At 39.7% G+C, this 15,295-nt stretch carries 17 protein-coding genes; 4 read left to right on the top strand and 13 right to left on the bottom strand.

Going from position 1 to position 15,295, the window contains the following annotated elements; translation table 11 throughout:
* The first annotated feature begins 58 nt into the window (after nt 1-58).
* Nucleotides 59-445, top strand: coding sequence for a VOC family protein (locus ISP07_RS17305; protein ID WP_209328366.1), 387 nt, complete (start codon nt 59-61; stop codon nt 443-445).
* A 1-nt stretch (nt 446) separates the two neighbouring features.
* On the opposite strand, the gene ISP07_RS17300 is transcribed toward ISP07_RS17305, so the two are convergent.
* Together ISP07_RS17300 and ISP07_RS17295 are read right to left on the bottom strand one after the other, a co-directional pair.
* Nucleotides 447-1,808 carry a leucyl aminopeptidase family protein gene (locus ISP07_RS17300; RefSeq protein WP_209328365.1) on the bottom strand — a complete coding sequence of 454 codons (1,362 nt, stop codon included), beginning with the start codon at nt 1,806-1,808 and terminating at the stop codon, nt 447-449.
* Between the two features lie 86 nt (nt 1,809-1,894).
* Nucleotides 1,895-2,305 carry a hypothetical protein gene (locus ISP07_RS17295; RefSeq protein WP_054552118.1) on the bottom strand — a complete coding sequence of 137 codons (411 nt, stop codon included), beginning with the start codon at nt 2,303-2,305 and terminating at the stop codon, nt 1,895-1,897.
* Nucleotides 2,306-2,411: 106 nt separating this feature from the next.
* Between ISP07_RS17295 and ISP07_RS17290 the strand changes: the two genes are divergently transcribed.
* From ISP07_RS17290 to ISP07_RS17280, 3 genes are all read left to right on the top strand, one after another.
* Complete coding sequence (locus tag ISP07_RS17290; protein WP_082389209.1) at nt 2,412-2,564, top strand: oxidoreductase-like domain-containing protein; 153 nt, start codon at nt 2,412-2,414, stop codon at nt 2,562-2,564.
* A gap of 297 nt (nt 2,565-2,861) precedes the next feature.
* Nucleotides 2,862-5,447 carry a TonB-dependent receptor plug domain-containing protein gene (locus ISP07_RS17285; RefSeq protein ID WP_138599852.1) on the top strand — a complete coding sequence of 862 codons (2,586 nt, stop codon included), beginning with the start codon at nt 2,862-2,864 and terminating at the stop codon, nt 5,445-5,447.
* A gap of 145 nt (nt 5,448-5,592) precedes the next feature.
* Entirely contained in the window at nt 5,593-7,077 is a 1,485-nt protein-coding gene (locus ISP07_RS17280) for a tetratricopeptide repeat-containing sulfotransferase family protein (RefSeq protein WP_209328364.1), read from the top strand.
* Here the strand turns inward: ISP07_RS17280 and ISP07_RS17275 are convergent.
* The 11 genes from ISP07_RS17275 to ISP07_RS17225 form a co-directional block, all read right to left on the bottom strand.
* Nucleotides 7,010-7,912: an alpha/beta fold hydrolase gene (locus tag ISP07_RS17275; RefSeq protein ID WP_209328363.1), complete on the bottom strand. Its 903-nt coding sequence runs from the start codon at nt 7,910-7,912 to the stop codon at nt 7,010-7,012. The genes ISP07_RS17280 and ISP07_RS17275 overlap by 68 nt on opposite strands.
* A gap of 502 nt (nt 7,913-8,414) precedes the next feature.
* A complete protein-coding gene (locus ISP07_RS17270; protein ID WP_209328362.1) occupies nt 8,415-9,008 on the bottom strand; it encodes a hypothetical protein in 594 nt (197 codons plus the stop codon).
* A gap of 113 nt (nt 9,009-9,121) precedes the next feature.
* Nucleotides 9,122-9,448, bottom strand: coding sequence for a hypothetical protein (locus ISP07_RS17265; RefSeq protein ID WP_209328361.1), 327 nt, complete (start codon nt 9,446-9,448; stop codon nt 9,122-9,124).
* A gap of 1,159 nt (nt 9,449-10,607) precedes the next feature.
* Complete coding sequence (locus tag ISP07_RS17260; protein ID WP_209328360.1) at nt 10,608-11,057, bottom strand: hypothetical protein; 450 nt, start codon at nt 11,055-11,057, stop codon at nt 10,608-10,610.
* 120 nt (nt 11,058-11,177) lie between these two features.
* Complete coding sequence (locus tag ISP07_RS17255) at nt 11,178-11,555, bottom strand: DUF6896 domain-containing protein (RefSeq protein ID WP_187490867.1); 378 nt, start codon at nt 11,553-11,555, stop codon at nt 11,178-11,180.
* A gap of 98 nt (nt 11,556-11,653) precedes the next feature.
* Complete coding sequence (locus tag ISP07_RS17250) at nt 11,654-12,106, bottom strand: hypothetical protein (RefSeq protein WP_209328359.1); 453 nt, start codon at nt 12,104-12,106, stop codon at nt 11,654-11,656.
* A gap of 951 nt (nt 12,107-13,057) precedes the next feature.
* Nucleotides 13,058-13,249 carry a hypothetical protein gene (locus ISP07_RS17245; protein WP_062565556.1) on the bottom strand — a complete coding sequence of 64 codons (192 nt, stop codon included), beginning with the start codon at nt 13,247-13,249 and terminating at the stop codon, nt 13,058-13,060.
* Between the two features lie 158 nt (nt 13,250-13,407).
* A complete protein-coding gene (locus tag ISP07_RS17240) occupies nt 13,408-13,827 on the bottom strand; it encodes a GNAT family N-acetyltransferase (protein WP_209328358.1) in 420 nt (139 codons plus the stop codon).
* 38 nt (nt 13,828-13,865) lie between these two features.
* Entirely contained in the window at nt 13,866-14,129 is a 264-nt protein-coding gene (locus tag ISP07_RS17235) for a hypothetical protein (RefSeq protein WP_187490864.1), read from the bottom strand.
* A gap of 84 nt (nt 14,130-14,213) precedes the next feature.
* The gene (locus ISP07_RS17230) at nt 14,214-14,663 is read right to left on the bottom strand and encodes a hypothetical protein (RefSeq protein ID WP_209328357.1); all 450 of its coding nucleotides are present in this window, start codon (nt 14,661-14,663) and stop codon (nt 14,214-14,216) included.
* 110 nt (nt 14,664-14,773) lie between these two features.
* Complete coding sequence (locus ISP07_RS17225; RefSeq protein WP_209328356.1) at nt 14,774-15,250, bottom strand: DUF4265 domain-containing protein; 477 nt, start codon at nt 15,248-15,250, stop codon at nt 14,774-14,776.
* Nucleotides 15,251-15,295: the final 45 nt, after the last annotated feature.

Here is a 15,295-nt window from a genome sequence, read left to right as displayed (position 1 = left end):
ATTTATAGAGAAGCGCGGCTGAGTCCGCGTTTTTTTATGGGCATAAAAGGATTAATTTATGGAACTATTAGGCATACATCATGCTGCAATCATCTGTAGCAACTATGAAAAATCAAAGCATTTTTATAATGAAATATTAAAGCTGCCAATCATTCACGAACAATACCGCGCTGAACGTGACTCGTATAAATTAGATTTAGCACTTCCTGATGGCAGCCAAATAGAGCTTTTTTCGTTTCCTGAAGCGCCACCGAGACCAAGCTATCCAGAAGCACAAGGGCTACGCCATTTGGCGTTTAAAGTCGCCGATATTGCAAAATCTAAGCATTATTTAGAACAACAAGGCATTTCGGTTGAAGAAATAAGAGTGGATGAAATCACCGGGAAGCAATTTACGTTTTTTGCCGATCCCGATGATTTACCGTTAGAGCTTTACCAACTTTAATTTATTGGAAGCGATCTTGTAGGTAGTTGAACACAGCACGAATACCCAGTGCCTCACCGCCTGCAGGACGACCCGGTAATGCACGTAAGTTCCAGGCCATCACATCAAAGTGAACCCATGGCGTACTTGGTTCAATAAACTCTTTTAAGTAAAGTGCCGCGGTGATCGCACCACCAAATGGAGTGGAAGCACAATTAGCAATATCTGCTACGTCACTTTTTAATAATGCTCTGTATTGATCAAATAATGGCAGTTGCCAAACAGGATCATGACAGCTTTCGCCTGCATCCATCAGTTTATTAGCCACTTCACGGTTATTTGCGAAAAAGCCAGGTAATTCTGTACCGAGCGCAACACGGCAAGCACCTGTAAGGGTTGCAAAATCAACGATAAGATCGGGGTTATCATTTTGTGCTTCAGCAAGTGCATCACACAGCACTAAACGGCCCTCAGCGTCCGTGTTATCAATTTCTACTGTGATCCCTTTGCGAGTTTTGATCACATCACCCGGTCTAAATGCATTTCGAGAAACCGCATTTTCAACCGCAGGTACCAGAACACGTAAGCGAATTGGTAAGTTGGCAGCCATAATTAACTGCGCAAGGCCAATAACATGTGCTGCACCGCCCATGTCTTTTTTCATGTTGCGCATACCTGAACTTGGTTTTAAATCTAAACCGCCAGAATCAAAACACACGCCTTTACCGACTAAGGTAATTTGCGGTGCATCTTTTGCGCCCCAACGTAAATCAAGTAAGCGAGGTTTATTCTCAGACGCACGACCAACCATATGAATCGTTGGGTAGTTTTGCTCTAATAATTCATCACCCACCCACTCACAGAACTCACCATCAAAGGTATCAGCTAAATCAGCCATTACTTGTGATAAATGCTGCGGCATCATATCCGCAGCAGGCGTATTCACTAAATCACGCACTAAATTAATTGCACTTGCATACTGAGATAAACGCTTTACTAACGATTCGTCTTTAATGGCAAGGGTAGCGCGTGGCGAAGGTTTTTCTTTATATTCACTAAACTCGTAACCGCCTAACACAAAGCCCAGTGTTACTTGCTCTACAAACTTTTCATCACCTTGTATTTGGTAACAACCTGCAGGCAGTTTTGTTGATAAGTCACCTGCTAACCAAAAGTCTTGTAAATCATTTACCAGACAATAAACATGCTCAAGTGAGCCGGTTTCATTATTAGCAACTAAGGCCATGCCTTTATTTTTAAAATCACAATTTGTTAGCCAATTTTGTAAGGCTTGCGGCTGCTCGGTTAACCACGTTGATAGGTCAGCTTTAGCAATAAATGACAGGGGAATTCCCGAAGAAGAATGGCGAATTAATGAACTCATTAAACGACTCGATATAAAGAAAAGGTATTTAAGCATACCAATATCTTGATACAAAAGGTATAGGCAAAATCAGATAAAAAACCTAATCAGTCTTTGTTTTGTTTCTCTTTTTCTTCTTTTGCTACTTGTTGATCCAGCTCTTTAATTGACTTATTTATATTGAATGAACTAGGTAGCACATCGACACCAACCCATTGCCCCAGCTTTACAACCAAAGGAATGGTAATAGGCGCAAAGGGTAAAACTGCAAACACACCTAAACCAAGCCCTTTTAAGATATCTAAAAACTGCTCATTAGCAGTATGTAACTCTTCTTTAGTAGCTTGGCCTTGGGTGTATCGCCTATAAATATGAAGCATTTCTTTTGTTTCTTGCTTTTCTTGGGCAAGTGCGATTTTGAGTGCTACCATAGCGCGCTTAAAACGTAATGTTTGACGCTTTTTGGTAATTTTAGCCACTCGAAATGGGGCTCGATGAATAACTTTATATAATCGCATTTAGTTATTTTCACACAGCATGCGACGTTCACAAAGCATAATTTACTTATATTAGATTTTACTTTATCCTTAATACTCTATTCGTAACTATTTTTCAGTATTAAAAATGAACCAACCTAAACAACAAGCTGAGCCAAAACCCAAAAAACCAGCTTCAGATGAGTGTTGTGGAGGTGGTAGCTGTTGCCCATGTGTATGGGATGAATACCGAGAAAAACTGCAACAATGGCGGTTAAGCAATAATTTGCAACAAGCTTAATAGACCGTTCCAAATCAAAAACCGTTCAAAAACCATCCAAAAAAGCCTTCTATCTAATTATTTTTGCATAATTTATATATTTTCTTACGCTAAAATCCAATATCTAGAATAAATTATCCTCTTTACTTTCAATAAGATAATCCACAAAAGAACGACAAAAAACAAAGAAACACACACAAAACAACATAAAATTAACAATTTGCAAAAATTATTTACAGGATGTATAAGAGATTTACACCAAGTTCTAATACTTTATTTGGTGACATAATCATAACTATTCTAACTGGGGAAGTCGGAATGAAATTCAAAAATAATGCGCTACAACAAGCAATTAAATTTGCTTTAGCGACAACAACAGCAGGCCTGTTTGTGTCGGGTTCGGTTGTTGCTGCAGAGCAAGCAGCTGAAGAAACGAAAGTTAACAAAAATGTAGAGAAAATTGCCGTGGTGGGTACTCGTTCAGCACCACGTTCAATCGGTGATTCACCAGTACCCATTGATATCATTGGTGGTGAAGAGCTAGATAAAGGTGGTAACACTGATATGCTTGAGCTTTTAAAAGGCTCCGTTCCTTCTTTTAACGTTCACCAAAACCCAATTAGTGATGCTGCGTCACTTGTTCGCCCAGCTAACTTACGTGGCCTTCCTTCTGACAGTACTTTAGTACTTGTTAATGGTAAACGCCGTCACCGTGCATCTGTTATCGCTTTCTTAGGCGGTGGTATTAATGATGGTGCTCAAGGTGCCGATATCTCTGTTATTCCAAGTATTGCCTTAAAGCAAGTAGAAGTACTTCGTGATGGTGCTGCTGCACAGTATGGTTCTGATGCAATCGCAGGTGTAATGAACTTTGTATTAAAAGATGCCTCTGAAGGCGGCTCATTCGAAATACGTCAAGGTGAATACTACGAAGGCGATGGAGATACAACGCAAATTTCTGGTAACGTGGGTCTACCATTTACCGATAGTGGTTTTGCTAACTTAAGCTTCCAATATAAAACAGCTGATGCGACTAGCCGCTCAGTACAACGCCCTGATGCAGCCGCACTAGATGCCGCAGGTGTGCCTGAAGTATCTTCGTTAGCACAAGTTTGGGGTGCACCAGAAGTTGATGATGATATTACTATCTTTGGTAACATCGGTCTTGAGTTAAGTAATTCATCTGAATTCTACATGTTTGGTAACTACTCTGAGCGTGATGTACGTGGTGGTTTCTACTATCGTAACCCACACACTCGCCCAGGTGTTTACTCAAATGACGGCGGTGAAACACTGCTTGTTGGTGATTTAACTGGCGATATGAGCGGTAACTGTCCTACCGATATCATGATTGATGATAACGTTTTAGATAACCAAAGATACATCGATGAAGTTGCTAACAACCCAGACTGTTTTGCGTTTAACGAAATGCTTCCGGGCGGTTTTACACCCAACTTCGGTGGTAATATCACAGATACTGCATTAACAATTGGTACTAAAGGTGAAATCACATCTGGTTTTCTTGAAGGTGCATACTATGACTTAAGCGGTACAGTTGGTTACAACGAATCGCGTTACTTCATCTATGACACAATCAATGCGTCATTAGGCCCAGAAAGCCCGCGCGATTTCAGCCCAGGTAAATACTCACAGTTAGAGAAAAACTTTAATGCTGATTTATCAAAAGGTTTTGACTTTGGTTTAGCTTACGATGTAAACGTTGCCGGTGGTCTAGAATGGCACGAAGAAACATTCACAGTTGTTTCTGGTGACGAAGCGTCTTTCACAGCTGGTCCACTAACTGAACAAGGTTTTGGTATCGGCTCGAACGGTTTCCCTGGTTTCAAACCATCTGATGCGGGCGAGTATACACGTCGTAACTATGCTGCATACGTTGATGTTGAAGCACCATTCACAGAAGACTTCTTAATGGGCTTAGCACTACGTTATGAAGATTATGATTCATTTGGTTCAACAACTAACTACAAGTTAACGGGTCAATACCACGTAACTGAAGACTTGAACATTCGTGGTTCAATCAGTACTGGTTTCCGTGCACCAACTGTTGGTCAAGCAAACGTAAGTAACGTTCAAACTAACCTAAGCAGCGGTGTACTTGTTGACTCGGCACTTTTACCACCAACAAACCCAATTGCAGTGCAATTAGGTGGTACAGAGCTACAACCTGAAGAGTCTCAAAGCTACACGTTTGGTGCAGTATGGACACTTGGCGACTTATTCTTCACAGTTGACTACTACAACATCCAAGTAGATGACCGTATCAGTCAATCAGATAAAATTGAATTAAGTCAAGCAGATAAAGACACACTTGAAGCAGCAGGCGTACCAAACGTACAAAACTTAGCGCAAGTAAGCTTCTTCACCAATGACTTTGATACAACAACGCAAGGTATTGATGCAGTAGCTAACTACTCAACTGATTTGTTAGGCGGTAGCTCAACATTCAGCTTAGCGTACAACTGGAACGACACTGAAGTAACTAAGTCAACAGACATTACTGGTGAATTTAAAGTAAGCCGTTTAGAAAATGACTTACCAAACCACCGTGCAACACTTAGCTGGGCACAACAATGGGAGAGCTTCTCTGCATTTACACGTGTTAACTACTATGGCGAATACCAAGGTGTTCACGTAGATTACGATGCAACAGCGAAAACAGCTGATGCTGCAGTAACGATTGATGCAGAAGTGACTTACTTCCTAACTGAAGAGCTTAGCTTCTCTGTTGGTGCGACAAACTTATTCGACCAAGAAGCAGAGAAACTTGATTTCTTCGATAGTACTGGCATCCCTAACAATAACTGGGGTGGTAAATACTACGAAACGTCGCCATATGGTATCAACGGCGGCTTCTATTACGTGAAAGCTACCTATACTTTCTAAATAGAACAGCTTTCTAGGTTGAGCAATCAACCTAGAAAGTCGATACCCCGGATTTTTTCTGGATATTTATAGTTAACCAAGGCGAAAGACATTTCGCCTTTTTCGTTTTATAGTAAATAAAAATAACAAATAACCCGCCATTCCTATGCTGTTAGAAAAAGCGAATCAACTACTGAATGAAAACAAGCTTAAAGAGGCCGAATTTCATTTTAAAACCCTTCTCGATTCAGATCCTGAAAATGGCGAAGCGTTATTTGGATTGGGCCGCATTGCACTGCGTTTAGAACGTTATGATGCAGCGGTTTACCTTCTACAAAGAGCCTGTGAACGACTACCGCACATGCTTGAACCACTCCATGCCCTTGCCGATGCTTTTAATGGCGTGCATTCACCGCAAGATGCCTTAACTGTACTCGAATATGCTAAATCAATTGCCAGCCATAACCCTGAGCCACATTACTACCTTGCCCAGCATTATTTAACTTATGGTGAGTTAGACAAAGCGTACAGTATTTTAAAGCATGCACTCGGTATGGGAAATTACCCAGTGACGGCGTACATTTTATTTGAACTAGTACAGTTTGGGCGCTTTAACAACGAACAAAATTACATAAATGAGCTACACCAGTTTTTAACTTTGACCAATAACCTGCGCTTAAAAATGGTGTGTTATTATGCCCTTGGTAAAAGCTATGATCAGTTAAATGATACAGAACAAGCTTTTAACTACTTCAGCCTAGCTAATAAGCTACAAACAAAACTCACGCAGTTTAGAACCCGTGATTTAGTGCCATTTTATCAGCGCATCATAGAGCAAAATACAGCTGAGCTAATTGATGCCAGAGACAAAACATTCACAGGCACAATTACCCCCATTTTTATAATTGGCATGCCAAGAAGTGGCTCAACGCTGGTAGAGCAAATGCTGGCAAGCCACGTTGACTTTGCCAGCCTTGGCGAAGATGCCAGTATCAGTAATCAGGTTGTTGCATACCTTGAACAACAAACGCAACTCCCCTACCCAGATTGCTTAGCAGAGCTAAATCAAGGGCTGATTAACAATGCCCGCAATATTTATATTGAACGAATAAAACAAGCGCCAGTTGTGCGCCCTTTTATGATCAACAAGCTACCTGCTAACTATCAGTCACTTGGATTGATTTACTTACTCTTTCCTAACGCCAAGTTTATTAATATGCAGCGCGAATATGATGCAATTGCGTGGTCGGTGTTTAGCAACTATTTTGCTGAAAACGAACCTTATTTTTGTTCACTCCCAGAGTTTAAACAGTACTTTGATTTGTATCAGCAGTTAATGGAGCATTGGCAAAATGTGATGCCAGAGGCGGTTTTTGATTTAAGCTATGAAGCACTTATCAGTGACAGCGAACAAACACTAACAGCCCTGTGTAAGTTCTTAAACATCGAGTACAGCACACAGTTCTTAGATTTTTATAAATCAAAAAAACCGGTGGCAACGCTCAGCAAAACGGCTGTAAGACAGCCGTTAACTGATAAAGCATTAGAGAAATACAAACGCTACGAGAGCGCAATGCACACACTTATGCGTGAGTCTCAAACCAGTTCAACAAGTCAACAAACTGATCAAAACGCGCCTGTGGGTGAGTAAGCATATTAATGTGATCATAATCGACCTTATGGCCAAACTTACGGCCATAAATGATCATCGTTTGCTTACCGATGCCCGACTCTTCCATAAATTTTTCAATATCAATCGGCTGGCATAGAGCTTTATCTTTAACACCCGCCACATGCATAATGGGCGGCAGTGCCTTATCAGCTAATGCGTTTGCGTAATCAAAGCCATCGTCTGTATCGACCCAAGGTTTACGCTTAGCCCACTGCATACTTTGATAATGTGACTTACGGGTTTCATCATCACTGCCCCATTTCAGCTTTTTAGCCGGCACAAAGCCATGCTTACGGGCAACTAAGGGCGCCAACCCATACCAAATCAAATTACCTTGAATATACTTGCTTGGGTGATGGTTATACAAAGACCGTTTAGAACCAAAATAGCCGCAGGCTTTCACATCATCAATCAACTCAGGAAAACGGGCAAACACACTGTTCATTAGCACCCCGCCCCATGAGTGTGCCACCCAATAACGAGCAGGCTCACCTTCAAGCTGTTTAATTTTATCTAAAAATGCGGGGATATCTTCTAAAATAGCCTCGGTTTGACCATACTTTGCATACTTTGAAATCGCAGGTTTACTCTCACCACGACCACGTAAATCTGCCACATAGCAAACATAGCCATGCTCAGCTAAAAATGGCGCCAAGCCTTTATTGCTGTGGGTGTAAAAGATTTTGCCATTTTCAACGGCGCCATGCATAAAAAACACCGCAGGGCCTTTCGCATCAGTCTTACTGATACGGCGTAAATGTAAAGTTTGGCTTTCGGCGAGTTTAATAAACACCGATTCTTGTTTAATCGTCACGTTTGACCTTTTTATTTTTATAGACTCATCGTACCAGTGTTAAGTTACGCCAGTCTATTCAGCAAAGCAAGTTTTGGCGTGGCGATTGCCACTCAAAATGAGAATCTCAGGCACGATGAGATTTTGATTAAATAGTAACACCAATGCAGAGCCATTATTCATTGATGTTAGAAGTTCGACTTGAAGGAGCCTCTAACTAAATGTTTGATGATTCATATGTTACGTAATTAAAATATTCGAGAGAAATGGCCTTTGCTATGAGCGTTCTAAAGGCCATCATTGAGAGCGAGCATACGTTGAGGATAACGCATATTTGGACATAAATATGTTTGGCCGCCAGCTGCATTAGGCGAGTTTCGCATAAAAGTTTCTATGGGCAAACGCCCCAGCTAATCAGCCGGAGAGTTTTAAATATAATAAGCACAGCTAAACCACAAAAAGTTCATATGCTAGAGTGTCTGCGTAAAGCCGTTTGTTATATCACAACCCCATTTTCTGCACTCTATTTTCGCCAGAGCATCATAGGGGCTGAATTCGGTGATAGTTTCGTTAACACCACCCAATCGGTTCCTTTACCAAACGCATCTTTCACATACCAATCCATAAGAACAAAAATATCTTGAACGCCGTCTCTATTAAAATCTGCGCGGGCCAACTGAACGTAATAAACATCCATATCGTCTACATCAACATGAATCTGATTGTCATTCTTTTTTTCTATAAACTTAAGATTAGCATCATAGGCTGAAAGTGTACCGGTTCGACCTTCGAGCGTTTGGCCGCCTACATAGGGGAGCGTAGTTGCCGGAAATTGTTTAATTAGCTCATAGTCAAATGACTCAGGCCAATAGCTTACAGCGTTTTCGGAGCTAAGATAATATCTTTCTACTACTTCACAGTCGATTTTTATTGATTGCCAGTAAATATATTCTGGCGGGCTAACTCGGTCCTCACCAAACAAAGCTAATTCTAGGCAGTTTGTAACGGTTACATTTTCGCCATTCACTGCACTGAATGTCATGTCAAATTCAAAACTGTATAAGCTACCTCGGGTATGTTTTGATGCATCAAACACATCAGGGTTTATCCAGCGCATTTGCTTTACCTGCTCATTTACCGTAGGCGCATGCTGACAAGCTAACAAACAGAGCGCGCACAAAGCTAATATTGAGGATGTTGTAAAATGTTTAAAGTTCATCAATATAATCCTTATGGTTTTTTTGCGCTAGCTTGCGCTTTTAGAAAGAGGTTTTTTACGTAGAGATTTCGCTGAGTCTGAATGCCAATGCGATTGCTTTGCAATGCTGCATCAGCCCATTTCTCTTTCTTTATGTGAGCATTCATATTGATATATTGGCTTTTTAAGCGCGTGAAACCAAGATTAAAAGACATATTCAATAGCGCTTGCTGCACCTCAAGCGGCATCGCATCAAAATGTGTTGAAAAACCATTTTTGGTATTGTAATAGCCGACTAACTCTCGATAAAAGGCTGCGATAAGTTTCTCTTTTTGGATGACTATATCGTGATCCTTCATCACTTATGTGGTGTAAGGCTTACAGTAACTCGCTAAGTACCTTCCATAATGTTGCTTTTTTATTGTGTCATATTCTGCATCTTTCTCCGCTAAGGAGGCTAATACAAGCACATTATTTGCTCATTTCTTGTATAAAGGAATAGATGCCATGGCCGATTTATTAGGAATTAGATGTCCTATACCTACAGTTACTAAGCCCCTAGTATCAAGATATAAGTGAGGAACACGACCTTCATAATTCTCGGTGTTTTTAATAACTTCCGTTTTTACTTTTGCGTTTAATGGCATAAGCTATTTCCCTTTTAATATTTTAACTTTCTTTGAATTTATAAAGATTTATCGAACAGTTTTCTGATCTCACATTTTAGTATTTATTCAACACGTAATTTGTGTTGCATTAAAGCTTGTTGGACTAAACCACTACCTGCTCGGTGCGTCAGAGTTGGTGTTGTTTATGCTATGGCTTACTTATATAAAATAGGCTTTTTGGAGGCTCTCACTTTGCTAACGAATTCAATCAGCTTAGCTAGTGTTATGTACGCTTTCCTTGCTATGTAAGTTTTCCTTGCATTACTCAGCTCTTATTTTGTTCATTACACCTAAATTTGGCTTAATAAGCAATTTTATTTATTACGTGTAAAAAGATCGCTAGCCTGAGCAATTAAGCAGGTTAACTAATTGATTTTAAAAATTCACCTAACTTCTCAATCGACCTGTTTTGGGTAACTTCCGTAGTTCGTTCAAATTAAACTCTAAGAAATTTTGAGTTAGACTCAGCGAGCGATTCGTGCCAATTTTAGAAATTCAGCTTTAAATATAGAGGATGGAAGCTGACACTCGGTAATGCCCGTAATTAATGGCAATGTCATAACTCATTAAAGGTTAATTGCATAATTGCTGATGCCTTAACGACTAATTCGAAGGCTACGTTGTTTTGAAACTGAAATTTCAATTCAATAGCAGCAATTTCATTTGTTAACTCAGGAAAACAATATGCCTAAGCTTCTTGAAGTTTCCCTGCTTCTTCAACTAATTTAGAAATTTCCATGAAGGTTTCCTGTAAGTTATAACGCCTCGCTTAACCAGCGCAAAGTAGCAGGCTAAAATTACGATGATTGAGCGCCAGCCAAGCGTTAGGCTCTCATTATTAATGCGTTTGTTATGTATCATTTTGCCGATTGAAAAATAATGAGCCTAACATCACAAAGGCAACTAAAAATAGCGCATAAGCAGTTTCTTTGTCAGAAGAGGTTACATCTTCCAATGAGTAGATCTTATTTCCATCAAGGATAAACTCATAAGCCATCGCAAAATCATTATTATTTGGCAGAATAGAAACTATGACCGAAGGACCAATTAAAGTTTGTTTTTGGTCGTCGCAATCGGTTCTCAGTGAAAACTTTTCTAAGACTTTATAAGAAGAACTAATGCCATCACTTTGCAATACAACCGTCGGCGATCCGTCTTTACTGCCTGAGTTACAACTTACTGATTCAATCGTGCCGTTCTTTTGAATTAAGTCAGTCCGGGATACTTCATCTTTTTCAAGTTTCAGGATACCTAACCCTGTAAATACCATTGCAAGTAAAACCCAAGCACCGTATTTCAATATTTCACCTTAGATACTAACGTTCGATTAACGGGTTAAAAATAGTGAGCTACAATTTACGATGAATGAGCGCCAGCCAAGCGTTTTGCGTCCAATTGCCATAATGGGCTTGTTATATTCTCAATTGCTTAAGACCATTTTGATTGCTTTCTCTAAACGCTCTTCATCGTCTGCAAGATGCTGATAATCTGCATAAGGCAATTGACCATCATTAAATTGTTTTTCAAAGAAGATCTTTAATCGCCATTCATCTGGCTCATCTTTTCCGAAATCAAAATCAATTCCGCCGACTTCGGGGGTTTTGAATACATCAACACCTATCCCGTGTGTACGATAAAACCAATTCGTTCCGGGAATTTGATTTTTTCCTCGGTATTCTCGACCCAAGATATCTTTCGCATCATCCAGTTTATATGAACGAACCAGTACTTCTTTTGCCCATGCCATAACACTATGCCACAAAGGAATTAGATTTTTGATTAGCTCTTCGTCTTTCACCAAACTTCCCTAAGAATATAACACTTGCCATTAGCGGCAGAAATTGGCTGACTATAAGCAAAAGCCTGCTGTTTTGCGTCCATTGTTTTATGGCTTTGTTAGGTAGCGAAAACCTCTGCTTTACCAATCACTTTTACAGTAGGGCTTTCTCGACAAACAACCTCTAAACATTCGTCAGAAGTAACTATTAAGTGAGACCATTCACCATCATTTCCTATAAAGAAGGTGAGCGGACTTTCTTTGTGCCAGCCGTGACCTCTTATTTTAAAAGTATTGAACTTTGGTCGTTGTTCGCTCCAAACTTCAGTCAACCCATGCTCATCAAGACAACGAAAGCCATTTACAGATTCAAATAATAGCTCGTATATAGTTTGTGATTCTTCGTGAAATACACGAGCAACAAGTTCATGGTTTTCGTGTTTTGCGTCGCCTTTAATCAGGTACTTTACACCATTCGATTTCTCTAAAGTCCACTCTTTGGTACCCCATGACAAATCAACTAACCACAAACTGCCATTTTCAAAAGGTGTTGGCCAACTCTGAAATTCCATCTAGCTACCTAACAATTTAATAGTACGTGCGTCGAGCACCTTTCTGCCAATGTCACGCTCAGGTATTAATAAATCTATTAGTAACAAATAACGTAACGCATTGCCAACTCGTATTTTTAACTAGTCTTAAAGGTATTCAGAAAAAGAAAATGTGCTCGTCGCTCATTTTTTGAATATATGTGCGTACTACACAATTTGGAAACAAATTAACTATTATTTCAAGCCAACCTCAATGTTTAGCTATCTCTGAAAATAGACCTTTAGGGTATTTGTGTTAACTAATTACTGGAAAAAACATTTTAGAGAGTCGGATGTATTAGGTGAATTTCGCATAAACATTTCTATTGGCTAGCGCACCACTGAAGAGCTAGAAATAGCAACAAAGTAACGCAACCCATTTTTTAGCGCCCCAGCGAGAGTCTTTTGTGGTTTGTCATAATCCGAACTAAAACCCACGTTGCCACCGCTTTGGATAGATACCTTTAAATACGATATTACTAAGTTCTTGCCTATCGATATGCCCTTTCTTGCACTTAATTCCATAGTAAATAAAGGCAGTTAAAGCACAAAATGCGTATAGTGATAAGCAAATAATTAAGAAGCATACTGTGAACATTACAGTTACTGTACCAACATCGTAGCTACGTATTGGTATATCTGACTCAATACCAAAGCTCGAGGCAATTATAAAGAATAACGGGTACGCAGCTGAAAGCCCAAGCAAGCAACCAATGCCACCAACTTTTGCAGACTGCGAGTAAAAATATGGTTTTAGTCTTCTCTGACTATTAATCGCCTGAATTAGCACAATGCTTTCCTATGGTGTATAACGCCGCAATATGGGACGTATTAAGCTTGGCTAAATTTTGAGAGGAACGAGTGCCAGCCAAGCTTTAGACGTCCATTCATTGATGCGTTTGTTATATTTACTATGCTACTGAAAGCATAAAATCATACCCACAATTCACCACCATTTTTCAGAGCCTTAAGTTTTTTTAAAACCTCTTCAGCGTGCTCCCAGTCTCTGCAAGGAATAGAAATTTTGCCTTTACTTTTTTTTCTATTCCAGATCAAAGGAGTTCCAGCCCTGGATTCAATAATTTCGCATTCACCAACATTTTTAGGAATTTGATATTTAGGCACAGATCGAATCCTTAAGTAAATATAATGCTTAGCTAACGGACACAAATGTAGCGCGAAAATGCCAAAGGCGCGCCCCGTTTTTGTCCCAGTGCACGAAGTGAACGTGTTATTGTCTCTGGGAACTTGCAGCGGAATACAGCGGTTTGTTAGGATTGTAACTAAATAAACCTACACATGCCTAAACCTAGATCTTTGCCACTTCTCAATGCGAAACCATGCTTGAGATAAAAATCTTCTTTCCCTTTTGCCGCCAATAATCCAACAGTTGAGCCAGAATGGCAATTTGACGACAGAAAACCGTTTATAGACTGCATGATTTTTGAGCCTAAACCAAGCTTTTGAAATTCAGGATGTATAATGACATCTTGAACATAAAAGTACATGAAACCATCACCGATAACACGACCGCATGCAACGAGACGATCACTCTGAAATATTGAAACCCAAAACAATGAAGAATTGATGCTGCTTTCTATAATCGACAGCTCAGGATTAGTCCATCCGACAGCAGCTCGAAGTGAGGATAATTCCTCAGCCATGGGTGGTCTTTCTTCTAAAAAAATTTCCGATGGTGACATTCCGTTGTCCTTAATCCGCCCATTCATTGGTGTGTTTGTTATGCATAGCCAAACTCCAAAAGAGCCATGAATGCAAAAAATGATACAGCACTTCCAACCAAGTAAACCCTCGCTTGCTTGTAACTATTAGGATTGTCACTTTTATTGAGCATCTTCGCCAAACCTGAGCCAAATGCTTGTAGGCTGCCTGTGGATATTTTTTGCTCTAAAACGATCATTCCTAGATTGGCAGCAAAGAACATAAACAGTATTAATAATGTTACCGTTGCAACAATTCCTGCCGTACTTTCAATATTTACCAAGTTGAATCCTTTATATGTATAACGCCTGCTTAACAAGCAATGTGTTGGCATGGCTTTTTGTGTTGTTTTCCAAAACTATGACAACTAATCATTTTCAGAGATAAGGCGTTTGTTATATTGCATTGCAAACGTTTCATAATCTCTTGACTTCAAGTGGGTAATATTAACTAGTACCAAGCGTTGAGAGCCATATGTAACTGCGAAACTTACAGCAACATCTGAGTTGGTATCTAAAACGACATCTGAACGTTTGAAACTAGTCTGTTCAAAATTACTGATTTTAGGAAGTACCAATGCTACTTCTTTTTCTTTAATGGTGAATGTCATTGATGCTTCTATGACAGGCTCATTATTAGCGTTTTTAGAAGGATAAACTAATACGTTCCAGCTCGGGTCATTGCCAGCGGTTAGCCTGTAAATACCGAATTCACTCGCTTGCTCAGGCGTAATTATTTTCTCGGAAATAAATACCACACCAGTAGCAACTGAGCACCACGGTAGAATCAAAAAAAATAGAGCCAAAAGTCTAATCATACTTCCCTGCAATATATATAGCGCCCTGTTAATGGGCAAAATTATGTTGGCTAAATTGTGAAGCGGAGTGAAACCAAGCCAACGTAATTTTGTCCACTTTAAACAGTTTGTTAGGCATCGTCATCCGGCTCAGCATCGAAGGATCCTGGAATTTGCTCGTCACATGTTTCATAAGCAAAAATTTCTTCCGCATCCCAGATATCAAACTTTTTGATTACATCTAAATAGCAAGCAGATTTACGAACATTGACAGTTAAGTATGTTTCATCCCATCTTTCCAATGAACAATCCAAATCGCGAATTTTTTCAATATAAAAATCTTGTTTATCTCTATCAATTGATTTGTCAAAAATTATTCTGAGAGTGCGGTTACCGCTTCTTGCTATGACATTTTCAATTTCCAATATGCCGTTATCGTCCTCAAAAGCTTTTACTTCATCCTTGAAGTTTAACGAGTACGAAAAGAATGGAACGTTTTCAAGCCGATAAATATTATTCCCTAGCGGCTCTGCCCACATAGACTCGCCACCAATCATCCAGTGATTGGGTAAAGATACGTGAACTTTAACTAATCCTTCGTTTCTCATTTAGATGCCTAACGCCGCAAATAAACGGCAAAAATTAGTTGGCTA

The sequence above is a fragment of the Pseudoalteromonas sp. PA2MD11 genome (assembly GCF_017808125.1).
GTDB lineage: Bacteria > Pseudomonadota > Gammaproteobacteria > Enterobacterales > Alteromonadaceae > Pseudoalteromonas > Pseudoalteromonas simplex.
This window is presented reverse-complemented; position numbering and strand designations above follow the sequence as displayed.